At 52.3% G+C, this 22457-nt stretch carries 22 protein-coding genes and 6 tRNA genes; 7 read left to right on the plus strand and 21 right to left on the minus strand.

Annotated elements, in window-relative coordinates; translation table 11 throughout:
- A complete protein-coding gene (locus tag H8K27_RS14685) occupies positions 1-771 on the minus strand; it encodes a class I SAM-dependent methyltransferase (RefSeq protein WP_186863934.1) in 771 nt (256 codons plus the stop codon).
- Between H8K27_RS14685 and gloB the strand changes: the two genes are divergently transcribed.
- From gloB to H8K27_RS14700, 3 genes are all read left to right on the plus strand, one after another.
- Positions 770-1555, plus strand: a complete 786-nt coding sequence (gene gloB / locus H8K27_RS14690) for a hydroxyacylglutathione hydrolase (protein ID WP_186863935.1) — start codon at positions 770-772, stop codon at positions 1553-1555. The two genes, H8K27_RS14685 and gloB, sit on opposite strands and share 2 nt — an antisense overlap.
- Before the next feature lie 62 nt (positions 1556-1617).
- On the plus strand, positions 1618-2820 hold the full coding sequence (gene earP / locus H8K27_RS14695) for an elongation factor P maturation arginine rhamnosyltransferase EarP (protein WP_186863936.1): 1203 nt from the start codon (positions 1618-1620) through the stop codon (positions 2818-2820).
- 114 nt (positions 2821-2934) lie between these two features.
- Positions 2935-3510 (plus strand): elongation factor P, encoded by a 576-nt coding sequence (locus H8K27_RS14700; protein ID WP_176804404.1) that lies wholly within the window; start codon positions 2935-2937, stop codon positions 3508-3510.
- A 123-nt stretch (positions 3511-3633) separates the two neighbouring features.
- On the opposite strand, the gene H8K27_RS14705 is transcribed toward H8K27_RS14700, so the two are convergent.
- The 4 genes from H8K27_RS14705 to H8K27_RS14720 all read right to left on the minus strand — a co-directional run bounded on the left by H8K27_RS14705 (position 3634) and on the right by H8K27_RS14720 (position 7954).
- Positions 3634-4446, minus strand: a complete 813-nt coding sequence (locus H8K27_RS14705) for a MetQ/NlpA family ABC transporter substrate-binding protein (protein ID WP_186863937.1) — start codon at positions 4444-4446, stop codon at positions 3634-3636.
- A 31-nt stretch (positions 4447-4477) separates the two neighbouring features.
- Positions 4478-5137 carry a methionine ABC transporter permease gene (locus H8K27_RS14710; RefSeq protein WP_186863938.1) on the minus strand — a complete coding sequence of 220 codons (660 nt, stop codon included), beginning with the start codon at positions 5135-5137 and terminating at the stop codon, positions 4478-4480.
- Positions 5137-6168 (minus strand): methionine ABC transporter ATP-binding protein, encoded by a 1032-nt coding sequence (locus tag H8K27_RS14715; RefSeq protein ID WP_186863939.1) that lies wholly within the window; start codon positions 6166-6168, stop codon positions 5137-5139. The genes H8K27_RS14710 and H8K27_RS14715 overlap by 1 nt, the downstream gene beginning before the upstream one ends.
- Positions 6169-6391: 223 nt before the next feature.
- Entirely contained in the window at positions 6392-7954 is a 1563-nt protein-coding gene (locus H8K27_RS14720) for a thioredoxin family protein (RefSeq protein WP_186863940.1), read from the minus strand.
- Between the two features lie 104 nt (positions 7955-8058).
- Between H8K27_RS14720 and H8K27_RS14725 the strand changes: the two genes are divergently transcribed.
- Positions 8059-8355: a hypothetical protein gene (locus H8K27_RS14725; RefSeq protein ID WP_186863941.1), complete on the plus strand. Its 297-nt coding sequence runs from the start codon at positions 8059-8061 to the stop codon at positions 8353-8355.
- Positions 8356-8412: 57 nt separating this feature from the next.
- On the opposite strand, the gene H8K27_RS14730 is transcribed toward H8K27_RS14725, so the two are convergent.
- The 16 genes from H8K27_RS14730 to H8K27_RS14805 form a co-directional block, all read right to left on the minus strand.
- Positions 8413-8488, minus strand: a tRNA-Glu gene (locus tag H8K27_RS14730).
- A gap of 55 nt (positions 8489-8543) precedes the next feature.
- A tRNA-Glu gene (locus H8K27_RS14735) sits at positions 8544-8619 on the minus strand.
- A 48-nt stretch (positions 8620-8667) separates the two neighbouring features.
- Positions 8668-8743 (minus strand) — tRNA-Glu (locus tag H8K27_RS14740).
- Between the two features lie 23 nt (positions 8744-8766).
- Positions 8767-8842 (minus strand) — tRNA-Ala (locus H8K27_RS14745).
- A 68-nt stretch (positions 8843-8910) separates the two neighbouring features.
- Positions 8911-10305, minus strand: coding sequence for a glutamate--tRNA ligase (gene gltX / locus H8K27_RS14750; protein WP_186863942.1), 1395 nt, complete (start codon positions 10303-10305; stop codon positions 8911-8913).
- A gap of 135 nt (positions 10306-10440) precedes the next feature.
- Positions 10441-11292 carry a formate dehydrogenase accessory sulfurtransferase FdhD gene (locus tag H8K27_RS14755; protein ID WP_186864026.1) on the minus strand — a complete coding sequence of 284 codons (852 nt, stop codon included), beginning with the start codon at positions 11290-11292 and terminating at the stop codon, positions 10441-10443.
- A 172-nt stretch (positions 11293-11464) separates the two neighbouring features.
- Positions 11465-11815 carry a hypothetical protein gene (locus H8K27_RS14760; protein ID WP_408058459.1) on the minus strand — a complete coding sequence of 117 codons (351 nt, stop codon included), beginning with the start codon at positions 11813-11815 and terminating at the stop codon, positions 11465-11467.
- 16 nt (positions 11816-11831) lie between these two features.
- A complete protein-coding gene (locus H8K27_RS14765) occupies positions 11832-12992 on the minus strand; it encodes a formate dehydrogenase subunit gamma (protein WP_230419371.1) in 1161 nt (386 codons plus the stop codon).
- Positions 12993-13007: 15 nt separating this feature from the next.
- Positions 13008-13241, minus strand: coding sequence for a lipoprotein (locus H8K27_RS14770; RefSeq protein WP_186863943.1), 234 nt, complete (start codon positions 13239-13241; stop codon positions 13008-13010).
- Positions 13242-13243: 2 nt separating this feature from the next.
- The gene (fdh3B, locus tag H8K27_RS14775) at positions 13244-13879 is read right to left on the minus strand and encodes a formate dehydrogenase FDH3 subunit beta (protein WP_186863944.1); all 636 of its coding nucleotides are present in this window, start codon (positions 13877-13879) and stop codon (positions 13244-13246) included.
- 17 nt (positions 13880-13896) lie between these two features.
- Positions 13897-16863, minus strand: coding sequence for a formate dehydrogenase subunit alpha (locus H8K27_RS14780; RefSeq protein WP_186863945.1), 2967 nt, complete (start codon positions 16861-16863; stop codon positions 13897-13899).
- Positions 16864-16877: 14 nt separating this feature from the next.
- A complete protein-coding gene (locus H8K27_RS14785; protein ID WP_186863946.1) occupies positions 16878-17066 on the minus strand; it encodes a hypothetical protein in 189 nt (62 codons plus the stop codon).
- 236 nt (positions 17067-17302) lie between these two features.
- Positions 17303-17917: a TorD/DmsD family molecular chaperone gene (locus H8K27_RS14790; protein WP_186863947.1), complete on the minus strand. Its 615-nt coding sequence runs from the start codon at positions 17915-17917 to the stop codon at positions 17303-17305.
- A gap of 43 nt (positions 17918-17960) precedes the next feature.
- Positions 17961-20033 carry a 4Fe-4S dicluster domain-containing protein gene (locus H8K27_RS14795; RefSeq protein WP_186863948.1) on the minus strand — a complete coding sequence of 691 codons (2073 nt, stop codon included), beginning with the start codon at positions 20031-20033 and terminating at the stop codon, positions 17961-17963.
- Positions 20002-20640, minus strand: coding sequence for a DUF3306 domain-containing protein (locus H8K27_RS14800; RefSeq protein ID WP_186863949.1), 639 nt, complete (start codon positions 20638-20640; stop codon positions 20002-20004). Before H8K27_RS14800 ends, H8K27_RS14795 begins: the two co-directional genes overlap by 32 nt.
- Positions 20630-21184, minus strand: coding sequence for a DUF3305 domain-containing protein (locus H8K27_RS14805; protein ID WP_230419372.1), 555 nt, complete (start codon positions 21182-21184; stop codon positions 20630-20632). The genes H8K27_RS14800 and H8K27_RS14805 overlap by 11 nt, the downstream gene beginning before the upstream one ends.
- Before the next feature lie 55 nt (positions 21185-21239).
- Between H8K27_RS14805 and H8K27_RS14810 the strand changes: the two genes are divergently transcribed.
- The 3 genes from H8K27_RS14810 to H8K27_RS14820 all read left to right on the plus strand — a co-directional run bounded on the left by H8K27_RS14810 (position 21240) and on the right by H8K27_RS14820 (position 22428).
- Positions 21240-22175 (plus strand): pseudouridine synthase, encoded by a 936-nt coding sequence (locus tag H8K27_RS14810; RefSeq protein ID WP_186863950.1) that lies wholly within the window; start codon positions 21240-21242, stop codon positions 22173-22175.
- A 21-nt stretch (positions 22176-22196) separates the two neighbouring features.
- Positions 22197-22273, plus strand: a tRNA-Pro gene (locus H8K27_RS14815).
- A gap of 78 nt (positions 22274-22351) precedes the next feature.
- Positions 22352-22428, plus strand: a tRNA-Pro gene (locus H8K27_RS14820).
- Positions 22429-22457: the final 29 nt, after the last annotated feature.

Below are 22457 nucleotides of genomic sequence, written 5' to 3' on the forward strand. Positions count from 1 at the left end.
TTACTTTTTCATTTTATTCACCAACGGCACAGCATGCGCACGGGTAAGCCGCTGCCGTTTCCATGCGGGGCCAACCAAATGCATACCCCTGACACGTTTGACAGCCTGCATCACATAGACCGCTCCCAGCGGTGTCCACCACTGGCGCCCGGCATTTTCCAAGAATTGAAAGCGCTGCAGCCATTTTTCAGTATGGCAGGACGGTGCATAACAACCGAAATCCACGCCTGCTATTTCCATACTCAGCAATTTCAGCCAGTCTTTCAGGCGCGGCGGGCTGATGAATTCCCCTTCACGGGGCAGGTAATAATTCTGATTGATCCGCCCTGCAAACTGCCTCAAACCCCATAAACTGGCACGGTTAAAACCGGTAATGATGACGCGCCCTTCAGGAATCAGCACCCGTTCCACCTCACGCAGAATCTGGTGCGGTTCGACAGCGAATTCGAGTACATGCGGCAGCACCACCAGATCGATGCTCTGCGCATCAAACGGCAGTTCAGTGAATTCATGGACTACGGCAATCCGCTGATTGGCTTCTGAATTGCTACCGGTTAATACCGGATTGGTATACCAGCGGTGCGGCATACGACTGGCTGCCAGGGCATCAATTTGCGGCATGCCGATCTGCAGTGCATTGAACCCGAAAATATCAACGGTAAGCGTCGCAAGGAATGCCTGTTCCCAATTCCGGATGTATTGACCAGGAGGAAGCTCCAGCCAGCTATCGAGGTCTATAATGTCCTTTTCCACAGATTTCACACTGTTCATGAAGAATTCTCTGAGTATATTGACTGTACCGGCTTTTGACGACAATTATCTCTGGATCATTCATGACGGGCATGCTGCTGTCGTGGTGGACCCGGGCGATGCCGTGCCGGTTGAAGAAGCGTTACAAAAGCATCATTTAGCACTCTCAGCCATCCTGATTACCCACCATCACGGGGATCATACCGGCGGGATTGCCACCCTGCTTAAAATGCATGCCGTACCGGTCTATGGACCTGCCCATCCGGCGATTCCATCGGTCAGCCATGTCGTCAGCAATGCTCAGCAGATTCATCTTGCCAGCCCGGATTGTCTGCTGCAGGTTATCGCTGTTCCGGGTCATACCAGAGAACATATTGCCTACTTCTGCCCGGAGCAGGAATGGCTGTTCTGTGGCGACACCCTGTTTGCCGGAGGCTGCGGCCGGCTGTTTGACGGCACTCCTGCGCAAATGCTGCACTCGCTGGATACGCTGTACAATCTGCCCGATCAGACCCTGGTGTATTGCGCGCATGAATACACACTTGCCAACCTGCGCTTTGCCGCGGCAGTTGAACCACACAACCCAATATTGCAGCAAAGAGGCCTGGACGAGCAAAATAAGCGCAGTAGAGGGATACCGACCGTGCCCAGCCGTCTGGAGCTGGAAAAACAAACTAATCCGTTCCTGCGGATTCGGGAAACCAGTGTTGTCAATGCGCTTCTGGCTCAGGGTAAAATCCCATTCCCACAAGACGATATCAGCCACTTTGCGGCATTGCGCGAATGGAAAAATCGTTTTGCATGAGTCTCTGTAATCCATCAGGCAGGACAGCTGAACGCTGCCTGCCAATTATTTAATTTCCTTGCATGTCACAGAATCAACCGCACACCACTACTCTCGCCCTGTTCTGCAAGGTCGTCGACAATTACGGCGACATAGGCATCTGCTGGCGCCTGTCACGTCAGTTACAGGCGGAGCACGGGATCGCTGTCACACTGTGGGTGGATGATTTACTGACTTTTCAGCGTCTTTGTCCGGAAATCCGCACCGACCAGTCGCAACAGGAAATTGCCGGAATCCAGATCAGGCACTGGGCGCATCAGGAAGATACATTCACGGCAAATGACATTGCAGACATCGTGATTGAATTTTTTGGTTGCGATATTCCGCCGGCCTATATCGCTGCCATGTCCCAGCGCTCACCGCAACCGGTCTGGCTGAATCTTGAAGGCTTAACCGCCGAAGAATGGGTGGAAGGCTGCCATAGCCTGCCCTCGCCGCATCCGCGCTATTCGCTCACCAAATATTTTTTCTTCCCCGGATTTACCCCAAAAACCGGTGGTCTGCTTTTTGAGTCCGGTATAGAACAGCGGCAATCAGCATTTATAGCAAACAATGGCAAAACCGATTTTCTGAAATCGCTGGGCTTGTCGGAGGCAGAAATACAGTCTGAACTGATCTCCCTGTTTTGCTATCCGCATGCGCCGGTAGCGGCATTGTTTGACGTCTGGAAAAATTCTGCCCATCCTGTCACCTGCCTGGTTCCTGAGGGTGTGGCCTCCGAGATCGTGTCGGCCTTTCTTGATACACCACCTGTCAGGGGTACGATGGTGACCCGGGGTGCGCTCACATTGCGCGTCATACCGCTGATACCGCAAACTGTCTATGATCAACTGCTCTGGTCGTGCGATATCAATTTCGTGCGGGGAGAAGATTCTTTCGTCCGCGCGCAACTGGCAGGCAAACCGTTCGTCTGGCACATTTATCCGCAAGAGAATGCGCTGCATCACGTTAAATTACGGGCGTTTCTCAAGCGCTATACAGGCTCCCTGTCAGCCCAGCCGTTCTGGACCGCCAATATTCAGAATTTCTCTCTCGCATGGAATGGCGTCACCCAGCCATCCGCTGCTGAATGGAAAAACTTGTGGCAAGAGATGATAGCCGCCGCTGCCCAATCCGGCATCAGCCTGCAGTGGAAGCAGGAGATTCTCAAACATGGTGATTTGTGCAGCAATCTTCTGCAGTTTGTCGCTGCCATTCAGGAAAAAACCGTCATTAATGCGGTATAATGCACGGTTATTTTTTCATGTGTTTTCAGATTCGATCAAACGTCGGCTTGCGTGGCTCTTAACCAACAGGCAACAGATGATCTTTATGCAACCACCTTTTTACGTATATTCGCTATGAAATTTGCAAAAGAAATTCGCGTTGGCAACATTATTATGGTTGATGGTAAGCCAATGATCGTATTGCGCTCCGATGTTAACGGCTCCAGCCGTACTGGCTTCACTTACAAATGGAAAATGAAAAACCTGCTGACTAACAGCCCGCAGGAAAACGTTTTCCGTGGCGACGACAAGTTTGACGTTGTTGTTCTGGATAAAAAACCAGTGACTTATTCTTACTTTGCCGATCCTCTGTTTGTCTTCATGGATGAAGAATACAACCAGTTTGAAATCGAAGAAGAAAACCTGGGTGATGCATTGCACTACCTGAAAGATGGCATGGAATGTGAAGCTGTGTTTTATGATGGTAAAGCAATCTCCGTCGAATTACCGACAACCATCGTCCGTCAGGTGATCTACTCCGAACCTGCAGTCAAAGGCAACACTTCCGGTAACGTACTGAAAGAAGCCAAAATCGAAAATGCGATTGAAGCCAATCGTCATATCGTTCAGGTACCGCTGTTCGTAAGCCAGGACGACATGATTGAAATCGATACCCGTACTAACGAATACAAGAAGGTCGTTCGCAACTGATCGCCAATGATCTTTTTCTGACAGCGCAAAGCTGCGCGAACGCTGTAAAAAAACGCTGCCCGGTTAAATCCCGGCAGCGTTTTTTCTTGCCCGTTTTATTATCACCATTGCTGGTCAATACGCTCAGAAAGCAGGAACCACTGCCCCCTTATATTTTTCCTCAATAAACTTCTTTACTTCCGGTGAATTCAGCGCAGCAATCAGCTTTTTGAAAGCCGGGCCGTTTTTATTGTCTTCACGCGCCACCAGCAGATTAGCGTATGGCGAATGAGCGTCTTCAATAAACAAAGAATCTTTTACCGGATTCAGCTTCGCCTCGATCGCATAATTGGTATTAATCAAAGCCAGATCAACCTGATTCAAAACCCGTGGCAATGTTGCCGCTTCGAGCTCTTTGAATTTCAGTTTTTTAGGATTATCGATAATATCTTTCTTCGTTGCTGAAATATTGTTCACATCTTTCAGCTTCAGCAACCCTTGTCTGGCGAGCAGCAGCAAAGCACGGCCAGAATTTGATGGATCGTTAGGAATGGCGACTGTGGCGCCTTCCGGAATATCCGCCACTTTTTTGTATTTAGCAGAATAGGCTGCGAATGGCTCGACATGCACTTTGGCAACAGGCACCTCAATATCGTTACTGTGACTCTTTTTAAATTCGTTCAAATAAGGCTGATGCAAAAAGAAATTTCCATCCAGGTGTTTTTCATTGACTTGCACTGCCGGTTGCACGTAATCCGTGAATACTTTGATCTTCAGATCGACGCCCTCTTTTGCCAGCAGAGGCTTAATGAATTCCAGAATTTCCGCATGCGGAACCGGTGTAGCCGCAATCGTCAGCGTTTCTGCAGCAATGGCAGAGATACCGGACACCAGTCCGGTCACGACCAACGCAGATGCCAGTAATTGATGCAGTGTTTTTTTGAATTGAAGTGCCATGTGAAATATCCTTAATAGAAATGATATAAATTTATTTTCGGGAAAAATGAATGACGAGCCGGTCCCCGGCGTATTGCAGCAACTGCACCAGCAAAATCAGTATGGCAACCGTGACGATCATCACGTCGGTCTGGAAACGCTGATAACCATACCGCAATGCCAGATCGCCCAATCCGCCACCGCCAATCACACCGGACATCGCGGCGTATGACACCAGAGTAATTGTCGTGACCGTTCCGGCGGCCAGCAAACCGGGTAAGGCTTCAGGCAGCAAAGCCTGCAAAATGATCTGATGTGTTCTGGCACCCATCGCCTGGCAGGCCTCAATAATGCCGCGATCAACTTCACGCAAGACGTTTTCCACCAGCCGGGCAAAAAAGGGAGTCGTCCCGATCACCAGTGGCGGGATCGTACCTGCCACACCCAGTGAGGTGCCGACCAGCAGCAAGGTAAACGGAATCAGGACAATCAATAAAATGATGAACGGCACTGAACGCAAGACGTTCACCATTACCGACAGCACTGCATACACACCACGCTGTTCCAGCAACTGCTTTTTGCCTGTCATGAATAAAAATATCCCCAGCGGCAAGCCCAGCAGGATCGTGAAAAAAAGAGAAAAACCGGTCATGGTCAGTGTATCGAGCGTTGCCTGCGCAATATCCTGCCAGTCGATGTGAGAGAAATCCATTACGCCACTCCTGCTTCAGTTTCGATGATGTCTGCCGTGACCTGCCAGCTCCGCAGCAAACTCAGTACCTGCGTCACCTGTTCCGGATTTGCTCTGAGTTCGATCAATAACTGTCCATATGGCGTGTCTTTGATACGGGAAATAGTTCCCTGCAAAATCGCAATTTCGGCACTGGTCTGCGCTGCAATGCGGCTGAGTATCGGCGCATAAGTAGCAGAACCCACATAAGTAAGCCGCATCAGAACACTGTCCGGGTCGCGCTCCATTCCGCGCAGAAAGCCGATATCCTGATCCTGATTTTCAGCCACCATGCTGCGCGTCACCGGGTGTTGCGGATGGAGAAAAACATCCGTCACCGGACCATTTTCCACAATCTGTCCTGCATCAATCACCGCCACCTGATCGCAAATAGAACGGATCACCTGCATTTCATGCGTAATCAGCACGATCGTGAGTCCCAGCTTCTGATTAATCTCTGACAGCAGACGCAAAATGGACTGGGTCGTTTCGGGGTCCAGAGCAGAAGTTGCCTCATCACATAACAGTAAGTGCGGATAATTGGCCAATGCACGGGCAATACCGACGCGCTGTTTCTGTCCGCCGGAAAGCTGTGCCGGATATTGATGACGCTGCGCTGTCAGCCCGACCAGCTCCAGCAGTTCAGTAACGCGCTGCTGACGCTGCTCTTTGCTGTACTGCCCGGTCAGGCGGAGAGGAAAATCAATATTATCCGCAATCGTTTTGGCATACAGCAGATTAAAGTGCTGAAACACCATTCCGGTACGTTGCCGCAGTGCGTGTAATTGCCGGGAGTCATATTGCGTGATGTCTTCTCCCTCGATCAGAATTTTTCCGGCGGAGGGGCGTTCAAGCAGATTCAGTGTCCGCAGCAGCGTGCTTTTGCCTGCTCCTGAACGGCCGATAATACCGAAAATCTGCCCTTTCTGAATTTGCAGATGAATGTTCTGCAATGCGTGGATAGTGCGCCCGCCGGCATGGTAATGCTTTTCTAAATGTTCAATCTGAATCACTGCATACAATCGGTTGATTACTCAGCTCACAATTTTAGCGAATCATGAAAATGCAATCCAATCATATAAAGTCAGTTACTTATACCAATATTGTTATATGAATCCAATGCGCAATACGCTTGCACGATAAGGCCGATGGAATAAAAAAATGCGGCAAAACGCCGCATTTTTTGTTTCCGGACTGCTTCGCCTAACCGGCCAGCAGGCCTAGGCGGCCAACAATTCAGGCCTTGCCCAGAACGCCCTGACAGACAGCCTTCTGATCATCTGCATCAGGCAATCTGGCACAGATCCCATTTAACTGAGTGCGCAGCTTCTGGTACGCGGCCTGATGTTTACCATCCTTATTCCAGTCGTTCAGCTTTTTACCCATTTTTTCAAGATAGGCACGGTTGCGCTCATAAAATGCATGGTCAGTTTTATCCAGTTCATCAAATATGGCAGATGTCACGCTGGAGATTTTCGCATCATCCGCCGGAGTCAGGTCGACCAGATTCATCACATAACTGGAACCCCACTGCAGGCGGGTCGCAGGTCCCCTGGATGCCTGATAAGCCTGCTCATACCAGCTGACTGCCGCTGTCTTATCGCCACGCTTCTTCGCATTACTCCCCAAGGACGACATGAAATAATAAGGTGAATGGGAACGTTTTAACTCGGCCTTCAACAACTGATCCGCATCGTCCAGCAAACCGGCATCACTCAACGCATGCGCCGCTGAATTCACCACGGACTGGCGTTCATACGCATCTGTCGTTGCCTGTTCAATCTGGGTAACCCGTTTGCGGATCTCATTTTGTAGTGCGGCTTGCGGCTTCGCGCCATCCAGAGCAGCCAGCGCGACCTGCGCATTCAGCGCCTCCAGCCGGTCAGTGCGGGAAAGACGCTGATCATCCGCCAACCGGACCAAAGCGATATTCCATGCTGCAACAAGTTGATTACGCGGCGCTGACTGAGGCATAGTCAGAAAACGGCTCAGATCAGCTGCGGCACCAGCCACCAGATCAAGATTGTCGCGCGCCGTTTTTGCATCGTTCAGGATCTTGATCAGCCGTTGGGTCGCCACTGCTTTATCCAGTTCGGGCACGGTCTGTCCGGGTTTAGCTGAGGCAATCGCCAGTAAAGCACGGAAATATAAACGCGCAGCATCCGGGCCCGCCGGGCTGAGTTCCGCCAGCCGATACAAGGTCTGGGGCACATCTTTCGGCGCCACCAGTTTTTGTTCAGGATCATCCCATGAATAGTCTGCCAGCAAACTCCAGTCATCATGGCGCAAGGACTTCCCACCGCCCAGCGCAATTTTCAGCGTGTCATTCACAGACACCGAGGTATTTAGTGCCAGCGTCAGCACTTGCAAGTAACGCCCTGAGTCAACTTCACCCGGCAAACGTGTGATCTCGGTACCATCGGCTTTCAACAAGATCATGGTCGGATAACCGCGAACCTTAAATTGCGCTCCCAGCTTCTGCGCACCAGGGCTATCGCCATCCAGATAAACCGGAACGAAGTGACGTGATTTATCGATAAATTCCTGCCGGTTAAAAATTGTTGCCTTTACCTGATTGCATGGAGGGCACCAGGCAGCCCCCCAATAGAGAAATAATGGACGACCGGATGCTTTTGCCTGTGCAAATGCAGCATCCAGATTATTATCTTTACGCCAATCTATGCCGTCCGCATGCGCTGCAGCGCTCGCTTTTTCAATCGCCAGTAAATCCGGAGATGCCGCCAGGCCCAACACCAGACCGACCAGCGCAGGAATCGAGAGGAAATCGCTTGTCTTCATGGAATGTCAATTAATTAAATCAGAAGGGTAATCAGTGTAGCATTGATATATTAAGCAAAGCGCGTCTGGCAGGTTTTGGGTTCAGACTCTTTTCGAGGAAGCTTATGCAGTGCGCGTTTTTTGCAAAACGATTTTCAGATGCGCCGCTTAAAATCTCCTGCGCCTGTTCCGACAAATCCTCATTTAGCCATATTGTCGCCGCTCCCTGTGGTGCATCTGCGTCAGAGAGACGGGAGCGCATTTCATTGCCCTTACCTGATGCAAGTGTCATGAAATTTGCGCAGCCGGAAAACAGGCTAGAAAAATATTTGAACGCTGGCGAAAAAATTGACCTGCTTTACAACGAGAAATCAATTTTGATCGCAAAAAAACAGCAAGGAGGCGCTACTTTTTTTCCATAGATAACTCGAACGGCAAAAAGAAAAAGCCCGTCAAAAACGGGCTTTTTCTTGATATTCTGGCGTCCCCAAGGGGATTCGAACCCCTGTACTCACCGTGAAAGGGTGATGTCCTAGGCCTCTAGACGATGGGGACCTATGTCCATTGACAGTCTTATCTGTGGAACCGGATAAATGACTGGTTTGAATCCTGGCGTCCCCAAGGGGATTCGAACCCCTGTACTCACCGTGAAAGGGTGATGTCCTAGGCCTCTAGACGATGGGGACATATTCTGTCCGTACTGACCTGCACTTGCTGTCCGCAATAAAATTTATTGGCGTCCCCAAGGGGATTCGAACCCCTGTACTCACCGTGAAAGGGTGATGTCCTAGGCCTCTAGACGATGGGGACAACAAGTGTTTGTTCTGCTTTTTTGGTGGAGGTAAGCGGGATCGAACCGCTGACCTCTTGCATGCCATGCAAGCGCTCTCCCAGCTGAGCTATACCCCCGATGCAGAACAGAAGAAAGATTATAGGGGATAGGCGTTATATTGTAAAGCCCTCCCCGGTCAAAATGCTCAGTCGGCCGTATTCGTCAGGCGAGCGAGAACCACGTCCCGGCCAAACAATTCAATCACCGCATCAATCGATGGTGTCTGCAACTGCCCGGTCAGCAGCAGACGCAACGGCATCGCCAGTTGTGGCATTTTCAAACCATGCTCCGCCAGCACCTGCTTCAATGCGGCGGAAATCGCGGCCTTATTCCATTCGACTGTGCGGCACAATTCGGTATATTGCTTCAGCGCCGGACGGATCGCGTCGGTCAGATGCTGCTGTAATAACGCGGCATCTGGAGCCGGCTGCCGGTAAAACAGCATTGCCGACTGCGCCAGCTCGACAGTGGTGTTCGCTCTTTCCTTCAGTAAGGCGATCACTGCTGGCAATGACGGAGCGCCGTCAAAAATAGCGCCGTCTTTCAGCATGGCAGGCTGCACCAGATCCGCCAGACGCTGATTGTCTGCCGCCTTGATGTAGTGATTATTGATCCATGCCAGTTTTTCGGGATTAAATTGCGCCGCAGCCCCGGATAAATGGGTCAGATCAAACCAGCTGCACATCTGCTCCATGGAGAAAATTTCATCATCGCCATGACTCCAGCCCAGGCGAGCCAGATAGTTCAACATCGCTTCCGGCAGATAACCTTTATCGGAGTAATCCATGACGCTAACGGCATCACGGCGCTTTGATAATTTCTGTCCATCCGTTCCGAGAATCATCGGCACGTGGCCGTATTGGGGCAGCGTCGCACCGAGTGCATTAAGAATGTTGATCTGGCGTGGGGTGTTGTTCACATGATCGTCGCCGCGAATAACATGCGTGATCTGCATATCCCAGTCATCGACTGCAACGCAAAAATTGTAAGTGGGTGTGCCATCCGGACGGGCAATCACCAGATCATCCAGCTCGCGGTTGTTGATGGTGATTTGGCCTTTGACGACATCATGCCAGGTCACATCGCCATCCAGCGGATTTTTAAAGCGAATCACAGGCTTGCGGTCTGCCGGAATCGCTGGCAGGGTTTTACCACTTTCCGGACGCCAGGTGCCGTCGTAGCGCGGTTTTTCACCGGCAGCGCGCTGGCGTTCGCGCATGGCCTCGACTTCTTCCGGCGAAGAATAACAATGGTAGGCCGTACCATTCGCCAGCATCTCCGCCAGCACGGCACGGTAACGGTCCATACGCTGCATCTGGTAGAAAGGACCTTCGTCATGCACCAGCCCCAGCCAGTTCATGCCGTCCAGAATTGCCTGTACCGCTTCCGGTGTGGAGCGCTCCAGATCGGTATCTTCGATACGCAGTACAAATGTGCCGCCATGATGACGGGCAAATGCCCAGCTGAACAAAGCGGTGCGGGCACCACCAACGTGGAGATAGCCGGTCGGGCTGGGAGCAAAACGGGTACGGACTGTCATGGAATGGAATGCGCGGTCTGACTGCGAAACAGAAGCAAGCGACCTGAGCATACAGAAAAGTTAAAAGCGGTATTTTACCGTTTTCGCTCTCATCGGGATACCGGCAGCCAACGCCAAGCTTGCCGGAACAATCAATCAGACCTGTTCGGTGACCGTCATGACTTCGGCAAATAACTCTGGCTCAAACACCATCCGCTGCGCATGCGTCAGCAACAGAAAGTGCCTGCCTGTGCAGCGGGAAAACAAACTCATACCGACCTGCTCGGCAACCTGATGTCCCATTTCTGTCGTACCGGAACGCGACAACAGAATAGGAATACCCATTTGCGCTCCTTTGATCACCATTTCGGAAGTCAGTCGGCCCGTCGTGTAAAAAATTTTATCGCCGCCCTCCATGCCATCCAACCACATCTTACCGGCGATGGCATCGACCGCATTATGGCGACCGACATCTTCAACGAAATACAGTAAATCGCCATGCTGAGAAAACAAGGCGCAGCCATGCACGGAGCCTGCTTTTTTATAGACGGATTGCTGGGTGCGGATGGTGTCGATGATCCGGTAAAGTGCCGACTGCCGGATACGTGCCTGATCCGGCAACACGATCTGGTCAACTTCATCCATCAATCCGCCAAATACCGTGCCCTGGCCACAACCCGTGGTCACGACCCGCTTGGCCGTGCGCTCTTCAATATCCACGACGCCGTTTCGGGTCGTGACTGCCGCTGCGCCGACCTCCCAGTCCACCTGCACCGCTGCAATCTGGTGAATATCCCTGACCAGACGCTGATTGCGCAGATAGCCAAGCACCAGTGCTTCAGGATTACACCCCATGCTCATCAGCGTGACCAGCTCACGCTTATCCAGATACACGGTCAATGGTCTTTCTGCTGGAATCGAAATCAGGCTGGAACGACCGCGTTCATCCGTCACCTGCACTTCTCTGGTGAATGCGATGGTCGACTGGCTCAGTTCCGGCAAAGGCAAGGTATCAGGCATGAGGAAAATATCTGCCAGCAGGCATAAAGACATTCAAATATACTCCCCCGGAGTATACTAAAAGCCCTTTTATTCTCAACGGCCTCAGGAGCAAAAAGGCGAAAATCCGGGGGAGTATGTAATTTAGCAGGTAATTTACAGCATCAATACCGCTTTTACATTACTTTTTCTGAGCAACCGATGGGGGCACGGACACGGACGTCACTGGGGCTGGCGCTGCAGCGGCTTCCGGCGGAACATGGGGGCCGGGATCAGCACAGGCTGGGGTCGTCACCGTGGCAGGTTGACTGTTTTTTTCTTTATGATAATGGGTTGCGACACGATCCTGCGCTTTACACAGCTGGAATGCCGCCACCTTATCCGACCAGGCAGCTTTTGCCTTCGCTTCCTCCGCCTTTGCCTTGGCTTCGGGTGAAGGCTCCGGCAATTTTGCCTGTACGGCACCGCTGCCCACCAGCAGCAGCGTTGCGGCAGCGCGCATCAGATGCGCCATGTTTTGAGGTACATTCATCCTATTCTCCAGAAAATCAGGCACCGGCACCTGAGTGGGCAACCGGCTCAGGAACGCCTTGTTCTGCGCTTCGCACGCGTGGAATTTTTCCCTGTTCAATATCGGCATACCACAAGTCGTGATGCTCTTTCGCCCAGACATCATCCACATAGCCAGTACGCATGGCTTCATAAGCGCCTTCCATCCCGAGCGTGCCGAGATAGATATGCCCGATCACTGCCGATGCCGCCAATACTGCCGCAACCACATGCACGATACTGGCGATCTGCATGTACGCCCGGGAGTATTCAAATCCGGGAATCAGCATGTCCAGCACAAATCCGGAAGCGCTGATAACCAGACCAAGCGCAACGACCACGCCCCAGAAAACGATTTTTTCACCGGCGTTAAAACGGTGTGAACTCACATGTTCACCACTCATCAGTCCGCCCATTTTGCTCAGCCATTTGATATCAGAAGCATCCGGCAGGTTATCTCGCACGAACTGAATGAAAAACAGGATGATCGACAGGGTGAATACCGGGCCGGCAAAATTGTGGATGTTCTTGCACAGAAAAGCCAGCCAGCCAAACAGGGTCAGGCCAAAAAACGGCAACAGAATATGCTTGCCAAACAAAATAATCCCGCCAGAAACTGCCAGCGTGACGAAGCTGATTGCCATGCTCCAGTGCAGCGTTCTTTCGGTCGGCGTAAATCGTTCAATCAGCCTGCCGGTACGCGGGCCGTCCAGCTTGATCTGTCCACGGAAAAAGTACATGGCAGCCACCGCTGCCAGCGCCACCAGCAACAGCGTGCCGCCGATCATCGTCAATGGTCCGTTGCGATACTGACGCCATGCTTCACCGGCTGTCGTGGCACGGCTCTGACCGGGAAACTGCGTTTTGCCCTGTATCAGCACACCGGCCTCCAGCGCAGGCAGGCTGGAATAGTGTTTGGTACCATCTGCCACACTGCGGAAAACCGGCGCCAGATTACCCGGCTGGGTCTGACTACGCTCGGCCTGATTCTGTTTCAGGATATCGACCGACTCGACACCGGGCAATGTCGCCGCCGGCGGTTGCGCTGAAGATGTCTGGGCAGACTGAGCCTGCGCCTCCCTGCTTCCGGCATTCGCCTGCTGCGCCATGCTGAACTGGGACGCCAGCGCCAGCGTCATGGCAAGTATTAAAGCTTTCATGCCAGCTCCATGTCTTTAGTTGGTTTTGACATACTCATTCTGGTATTGACCGCGAGCGCGCACCTGATTTTCCCAACTGGTTTTATCGCCCTTGTTCCAGCCCTTGGCGACAAATTCATTGTGCGCGCCATTCCATGCCTTTTCATCGACCAGTCCACGCTTAGTCGTTGTGGCCTGATCGCGCTCCCCGCAGCCGGAAAGCAGCACGGATGCTGCAACCAGCATCATGCTGAAGGAAATGGTTTTCATGATTATTTCTCCGTTGCAGGCTGCAATTCCGGTTTCGCATCCGCATGCGGTGCCTTGCCGTAAGCAGTTCCCCAGCCCCAGATTTCACTGCCCTTGCCACGCTTGACCACGCGATTACGGAAAATTTCAGAGATCACGTCACCATCGCCACCCAGCAAAGCCTTGGTGGAACACATTTCGGCACACAAAGGCAGCTTGCCTTCCGCCAGACGATTGCGTCCGTATTTCTCAAACTCTTTCTCGGAACCGTCTTCTTCTGGTCCGCCAGAACAGAACGTGCATTTGTCCATTTTGCCGCGCAGGCCAAATGTGCCATTCGACGGAAACTGCGGCGCACCAAACGGGCAGGCGTAGGAACAATAGCCGCAACCGATGCAGATATCCTTGTTATGCAACACCACACCTTCGTCAGTGCGGTAAAAGCAGTCCACCGGGCAAACCGCCATGCAGGGCGCATCCGAGCAATGCATGCAGGCGACGGAAATTGATTTTTCCTGACCGATCACGCCATCATTCACCGTCACTACGCGCCGACGGTTCACGCCCCATGGGACTTCATGTTCGTTTTTACACGCCGTCACGCAGCTATTGCATTCGATACAGCGCTCTGCATCACAGATAAATTTCATTCTTGCCATTTTTCTCTCCTGTGAAATTACGCTGAGAACCGTTCGATATTGCAAATCGTGGTCTTGGTTTCCTGCATCATCGTGACCGAGTCATAACCATAAGTGGTGGCCGTGTTCACGGCTTCACCCCTCACAATCGGCATCGCGCCTTCCGGATAAAACTCTTTCATATCCTTGCCCTGCCACCAGCCAGAGAAATGGAAAGGAATGAATGCCGTGTCTTCCGCAACACGCGGCGTTACCAGGGCACGTACCTTGATGCGCGCCCCGGTCGGGGTGGAGACGATGACAAATTCACCGTTCCGGATACCACGATCGGATGCTGCTTTTGGATTCAGCTCGACAAAATTTTCCTGCTGCAGTTCTGCCAGCCACGGATTGGAACGGGTTTCCTCACCACCGCCCTCATATTCAGTCAGGCGACCGGAAGTCAGGATGATCGGGAATTTTTCATACAGCTTTGCCTCGATATTTTTCTGCTGCACCGATTTGTACAGTGTCGGTAAGCGCCAGAAAGATTTTTTATCGTCATGGGTCGGATACTTCGCCACCAAGTCAGGACGGGTACCGAACAAAGGCTCGCGGTGCTGCGGGACCGGATCAGGGAAATTCCAGACCACAGCACGCGCTTTGGCGTTACCAAACGGATGGCAGCCATGTACCTGCATAACCACGCGCTGAATGCCGCCGGACAAATCGGTTTTCCAGTTTTTACCTTCTGCAGCTTTTTTCTCGGCTTCGGTCAGATCGTCCCACCAGCCCAGTTTTTTCAGCAAAATATGGTCGAATTCCGGATAACCCGTCGTGATATCAGCACCGAGTGAATGTGAGCCATCTTCCGCCAGCAGGCTGACGCCATCACGTTCCACCCCGAAATTGGCACGGAAATTACCGCCGCCTTCCATCACGTGCTTGGAGGTGTCGTACAAATTCGGCGAACCCGGATGTTTCAGTTCAGGCGTTCCATAACAAGGCCACGGCAAACCAAAATAATCGCCAGTCATGTCGTAACCACTGACCGAGTCCTTACCACCTTTGCATTTGAGCGTTTTTACATCAAACAGATGCATATTGCGCATATGCGCCTTCAGGCGTTCCGGCGACTGACCGGTATAACCAATCGTCCACGTACCACGATTAATCTCTTGCAGCATGGATTCAGGCTCAGGTTCCATCATGCCACCTTTACCAGGCACCATTTTCAGTTTTGCCACCAGCTCTTTGGCAAAACCGAGTTTTTCTGCCAGCTGATACATAATCATGTGATCAGTGCGGGATTCAAACAGCGGCTCAATGACTTTTTCACGCCATTGAATCGAACGATTAGACGCGGTAACTGAACCGGACGTCTCAAACTGTGTAGCGGCCGGAAGCAGATATACCTGACGCTTGGGATTAAGCTCCTGTCCATCAACTTTCATGGCGGCCATCGCTGCCGTAGCGGATGGATAAGGGTCAATCACCACCAGCATGTCGAGCTTATCAAACGCTTTTTTCATTTCCAGACCACGGGTCTGGGAGTTAGGTGCATGACCCCAGAACACCATCGCCTTGACGCTGTTTTCCTGATCGATCAGTTCACTCTTTTCCAGAACCGCATCGATCCAGCGCGATACCGTGGTGCCGGATTTTTCCATCATGGCCTGAGAGGCAAACTGCTTCTTGACCCATTCGTAATCCACACCCCAGACATTGCACCAGTGTTTCCAGGCGCCCGCTGCCAGACCAAAATAGCCCGGTAATGAATCAGGGTTTGGACCCACATCGGTCGCACCCTGCACGTTGTCGTGACCGCGGAAAATATTCGTGCCGCCACCGGATTTACCGATATTACCGAGCACCAGTTGTAGCAGACAAGATGCACGCACGATCGCATTGCCGATGGTGTGCTGGGTCTGCCCCATGCACCATACGACGGTCGATGGACGATTCAGCGCCATCGTTTCAGCAGCCTGATACACTTGCGCCTCGGGTACGCCGCAAGCCTCTTCGACTTTTTCCGGCGTCCACTTCAGCGCTTCTTCTTTAATTTTTTCCATGCCGTACACACGGTCGTGGATGTATTGTTTATCTTCCCAGCCGTTCTTGAAGATGTGATACATCATGCCGTACAGGAAAGGAATATCGGAGCCGGAACGAATGCGGATGTACTGGTTCGATTTTGCCGCAGTACGGGTATAACGTGGATCAACCACGATCACCTTGCAGCCGTTTTCTTTGGCGTGCAACAGATGCAACATCGAAACAGGATGCGCCTCGGCGGCATTGGAACCGATATACAACGCGGCTTTCGCATTTTGCATATCGTTGTAGCTGTTGGTCATCGCGCCATAACCCCAGGTGTTGGCCACACCCGCAACCGTGGTGGAGTGGCAGATACGTGCCTGGTGATCGGTGTTGTTCGTTCCGTAAAAAGAGACGAATTTACGCAGCAGCATCGCCTGCTCATTATTGTGCTTGGATGAGCCAACGAAGAAGGTAGAATCTGGGCCGGAAGTTTTCTTAATCTCCAGCAGCTTGTCAGCAATTTCTGTCAGCGCCTGATCCCAGCTGATGCGCTGATATTTACCGTTAATCAGCTTCATCGGATACTTGAGGCGATATTCACCATGCCCGTGCTCGCGCAGTGCAGCACCTTTCGCGCAATGCGCACCGAGATTGATGGGTGAATCAAATACCGGCTCCTGCCTCACCCAGACGCCATTTTCCACCACGGCATCCACCGCACAACCGACGGAACAATGGGTGCAGACTGTGCGACGGACTTCAATCTTGCTGTTGCCAGATTTTTCACTGGCAGCACCGGTGGCACGTGCCTTCTGAATCAGTCCCAGCTGCGAAGCCGCAATCCCGGCACCGACACCGATACCGGAACGTTTCAGGAATCCGCGTCGGTCCATCGTGGGCAGCGCACGCGACAGCGTGTCGGCCAGACCGGACGAAAAACGGTTGTTTGTGCGCGATGCAGCATCGCCTTTGCGGGTTAATAGCATAGCTCGCCTCGCTATCAGATAGTGGTGGTACGGTAGTATTTCTTGATGTGCTCAGTCAGGCGATAGCCATCGCCTGCGGGTTCTGCAGCAACCGCTTCCGTGATTTTTTGCTGTACGACTGGTGCCGATTTGAATGCCAGCAGTCCGGCAGCGGCCACGCCCAGTCCGCCCAGTAAATTACGGCGTTTTATTTTTTGTTCCATGTCCGTCTCCGGTAAGGTAGGCTGATCGGCAGAGCTTGCAGAAAAGACATGCTCATGCGGTATCTGCTCCCGTGCATAGCTCTTTATTCTGGCAACGGGTTGACGTCTCTGGCGTCTGATTGTTCAGTCTACTCGAAATTTAAAAAATCACCTGCTTTTGATTTTTCAATTTAATACAAATTTTCATTTCTTTGGTGTAAAAATTTTCATTGAAACGTGAAAATACGTGTTGTCCCTTATTCCATGTCGAATGATTGTGCTTCCACCTCCAGAAAGATTTTCGTGAGTTGTGCCAGCGCTGCATAGAACCGAGCCTGAGGATGCGCAATGATCGTCCCGCACAGATCACCCGCCCAACTTTGCAGATGGGTCGAGAAAAACTGCTTTTGTGTCCCCAGATTAGCTTGCAGTATGTCTTCCGAGGCAATCAGGTAACGCATTACCTCACACAATGACGCAATATGATCCTCCGTTTCCATCACCTGATCTGCGCGTTCAAGACCAAGCTGCTGAAGGTCACTGCGTAGCGCAGCCAGTGGTTTTTCCATCAGAAATCCACTGAGGTAATAAGATCCGTACAACAAAATCTCAGGCTTCCCGGTGCCAATAAATAACTGTGCATATTCGTCGCTGATGGTTTGAACATCCAGCTGGTTTGCCATATTGACCATGTCCGCCCACGCCTGTCCCAGCACCCCCTCGCCCGCGACTGCCGATGACCGCATTGTCTGCAATAACTCCGGTGAAGGTGGTGCATAAAACAAGGCGGCCAGCAAACCGTACAAATCAGCACGCGCCGTCTCCTCGCCCTGATCGGGAGTTTCAAATTTAATCTGTGTCGATGTTTCCATATACCTGCCTAAGTAGGGGAAAAGCGGGCGCGTACCGGCGCAGTCATTGCGGGCGGCGCGCTTCCTGCGTGCTCATCATATCAACCACCCGGCAATCTGCGCACATGCGGATACGGTCCAGATGTCCGGCAAAAGCCTGATGCCCGGAGAGCTTCAACAACATGCTCTCAATCATCTGGGCAGTCGCAAACGGCTTGCTGCAACGAATGCAGTGATAGGGTTGCGCCTCATTCAGTATTCTGGTTTGTTTTGCCTCTTCCCCCAGCAGCAGACGCGGCGTCAGGGTAATCGCCTGTTCCGGGCAAGTCTCTTCACACAAGCCGCATTGCACGCAGTTACGCTCAATGAAACGCAATTGCGGCATCGAGGCATTATCCATCAGCGCAGAAGACGGGCAGGCGCCGACACAGGACATGCACAAGGTACAGGCATCCTGATTGACTGCCACACTACCGTACAACGCTCCCTTGGGTAAGGCCACTTCTGAAACAGCAACAGGGGCATGCAGCAATAAATGGCTGAGTGCAAAGTCCAGCGCTTCCCGCTTATCCTTCGCGACATGAAAAGTGGCCACCGGCGGAGTATGGGCGGCACTCATCGCGTACAACTGCTGCGGCAGACGACTTGCCGAGGAATCCGCCAGCAGTACTATGTGCTGCCCCTGATATCCCAGCCCATTCAATATTGTCTGCGCAACGCGGATTTCTTTTTCCAGGGCAGCACGGTATTCCGGCGCTTCTTCGTCAGTCATCAGAATCACGATCTGGGTCGCGCCATAGCAGACGGCGGACAGCCACAGATCCATACCAGTCGAAGCCGTGTGATGCAAAGCCAGCGGAATCATACGTGCCGGTAAGCCGCGGCCACCTGCCCGTGCCAGTTGACCAACTTCCAGCAACAATGCTGCACCTGCCTGCTTACTATGCAACAGGAGTGCCGCATCCTGTCCGCCGGCACGATGATAAGCCTGCAGCATGGTACGGATATGCGACCCCGTATCCGGTGCACGCATGTAAGCGTAGCTCATGGCGCCGGTCGGACACACGGTCGTACAGGCGCCACAGCCGGCACAAAGATTCGGATTGACGGAAACTTTGTCACCGGCCGAAGAAATCGCCTCCGTGGAGCAGACATCCAGACATGCCGTGCAGCCTTGCTTTCCACTACGACTGTGCGCGCAAAGTTTGTCCTTGTAATGAAAAAATTTGGGTTTTTCAAACTCTCCGGTCATTTGCGTCAGTGTCAGCACTGCCTCAAACTGCGCGGCAACATCCGCGCCGGGGGCAAAATATCCTTGCGGCTTATCAGACATTTTCAGTAAAGCATTGCGCGACAGGTCGAGCACCAGATCGGCCTGTGTATCGCGCCCGGTTGCGACACGTTCAAAATCAATCGCACCAATCGGGCCGCAGGCTTTGACGCAATCACGGTGATCCCGGCATTTATCCAGATCAATCTGATAACTGAAATCAATCGCATTTTCCGGGCACGACGTAATACAGGCATTGCAGCGCGTGCAGGCTTCCAGATCAATTGGATTTTGCTGCTGCCAGCGAACCTCAAACTGCCCCAGATAACCGCTGACGGTGATTGCACGACCGGACCAGACGGGGAATGTTCTTTCCGTCAGCCGCGCACCATGTGCGGCACCTTCGGTCAGCAACACGTTCACCGCCATTTGCGAAGCCAGTTTATCGGCCCAGGGAATCGCCACATCGGCCGGACCAATGATGAGCAAATTACCATCGGATGTATAGTTAACCACCGGTACCGGCTCCGGCTCCGGCAGTGCTGCAGCCGCCAGAAGTGCCGCCATCTTGGGAATGGTGCTGGGAGCCTCTTCTGACCATCCGGCCTGCTCTCTTAAATTCACAAACCGCAGCGGCGCCACCGATTCACGGCCCAACTCAGAAAACAAAGCGCGTTCCTGAGTGCAGCCGACAATGACATCCTCCACACCTTGCATTGCCTGCAAAAACTGCCCCGCTTCGCGACGGCACAGCATATCGCTGTGCTGCACCGCTTCCGCCCCAATGGCGTCTGCGATTTTTCTGGCTGAAGCCGCATTGATCGGTAATGTGTGATTACAACTGCAAATTTTGATCTGTGGATTCATTCTTGGAATCTTTTTCTGTCGGTATTTCTGCTGATTGTAAAACCGGGATCACTGACTGAGCCGACATGCCGGCGTCATCCGGATCGCCGCTTGTACTTTCCTCGTGGAGTGCAGCACATGATGCGGAAGTATGCGGAACTGCCTCAGATACCCGAGGCTGCGGCTCAGGCTCCAGCAAATGCTGCAACTGCTGCCCGATCACACCCAGCGGGTTAAGCAAATTTTTTGCGTGTGCCAGAGACTCCAGCATCCCTTCCGGCAAGGGATCGGGCTGGCTATAGTCACCGATATAAATATCCAGCCCATCCATCACATTGAAATGAGGATTGGTAAATAATTTTTTCATTGCGGAACGCCGCACAGACTCATCCACATCCTGCGCCATGAATCTGGAAAAATCGGATTCATCCGACAGCGTCTTTACATCTTCCATCGTCAGGGATCTGGATTCTGTCTCTGCCTGTGACGCTGCCGTGACGCCCTGATCCGGCTGTGACTCATCCTGGCGCGCCAGATTTCCACCGGAAATCTCTGCCTGCGACTCTGTGGCCAGCTCCCGGGCAGGTCGTTTCTTGCTCCAGCGGTTAAAAAAATCTTCAGCGGCCATGACGGTCTTTTTCCGGAGTGACAAACCTGGCAGCAGAATTTTCCGCATCAGCCATTTTCTGCACACCCTCCCCGCCCTCAAAGGATGGACGCTTGCGTGGCTTCTTACCTTCATAGCGAAAATGCTGCTGCGTATATTCAGCCAGCCAGGCCGCCACTTCCGCAGAAAGCGGTAAGGTATCAACCTGCTCCCCACCATCCATTTGCCTTGCCGCTTCATCATAGGACAAGGAAATCGTCTTGGGCACCGCAACTTCAGCACCACTGATTTCCTCCATGCGCCACATGACAAACCAGCAGGGGATTTCTGAGCTCAGATTCAGAAAATAGCCGGGCGTTTCATCGGCAAATAGCTGCGCTGCAAATCCTGGAAATATCCAGCGCTGTTCATGCTCATCCGACATCAGCAGGCGGACTCCGGCATCAGACATATCCGGCAGAATTTCAATGGGTTTCCACTGAAATGGCTGCCAGCGATTGTTGATCGCTCTCCGCTGCATGATGATGCTGAGTGTCAGGGGCAAGGTCGTGTTTTTTTCCATCATGCTAGTATTACAGAGTAATAAAAGTTTCGTCCAGCGATTAAAAATCATCTTTCCCATGCATGCACCACTTCCTGCCCGCGATGGCGTTGCCCCCAGCTACATCTGGCTCCCGGAAGGGAAATGGCACAACATCCTGGATTTCCTGACCAGTTACTTTCCGGACGTTAGCACAGAGACATGGCAGTTGCGGATAGCCAGAAATGAAGTCGTCGATGCCCATGGCGTTCCTTGTCAGCCAGACACACCGGCCAAACGGGGAATGTGTATTTATTATTATCGTGAACTGGAAAACGAAACACCGATTCCTTTTGAAGCATCAATCCTGCATCTGGACGATCATTTGCTGGTCGCCGACAAGCCGCATTTTCTTCCGGTCACACCCGGCGGCCGTTTTTTGCATGAAACCCTGTTGGTAAGACTGAAAAAAGAAACCGGGCTGCCGCATCTGACACCGATTCACCGGCTGGACAGGGAAACTGCCGGCGTGATTCTGTTTTCACACAATCCGGAATCCAGGGGCCGGTATCAGGCATTGTTTCAGCAACGCGCGATTCGTAAAACCTATTACGCCCTGGCACCGGCATTACCGGAAACACAATTCCCTTGCACTCATCAAAGTCACATGCGTGAAGGTGAACATTTTTTCACCATGCAGGAAGCACCTGGCATCATTAATTCTGAAACATGGATCGACATTGCAGAATCGTACGGTGCATACAATTTATATCTTTTAAAACCGGTAACCGGCAAAAAACATCAGTTGCGGGTTCATCTTGCGAGCATCGGTGCTCCCATCGTCAACGACAGTTTTTATCCCGTTACTCAGGCCTGCCGGGGCGACGATTTTTCAGCGCCCTTGCAGTTACTGGCAAAAGCGATCGCATTTGATGATCCTCTGAGCGGAGAAACACGCGAATTCATCAGCCAGCGCAGCCTGCAGACCGGTGTCGCACACGACAGAACCGGCCCGGCTATTGACAGTGTCCCCTGATAAGGCTAATATGTTGGTCTTCGGAGTGTAGCGCAGCCCGGTAGCGCATCTGCTTTGGGAGCAGAGGGTCCAAGGTTCGAATCCTTGTACTCCGACCAGTTTTGAAGGGATCGTGAAAACGATCCCTTTTATTTCTGAATAATCAGGCTAAACTGATTACAGGAAAATTCGTTTTTCGGAGTGTAGCGCAGCCCGGTAGCGCATCTGCTTTGGGAGCAGAGGGTCCAAGGTTCGAATCCTTGTACTCCGACCAGAAAAAAAAGCCGCTGAACTTTCAGCGGC

It is taken from the genome of Cognatundibacterium griseum, from assembly GCF_014284195.1.
Taxonomy (GTDB): domain Bacteria; phylum Pseudomonadota; class Gammaproteobacteria; order Burkholderiales; family Burkholderiaceae_D; genus Undibacterium; species Undibacterium griseum.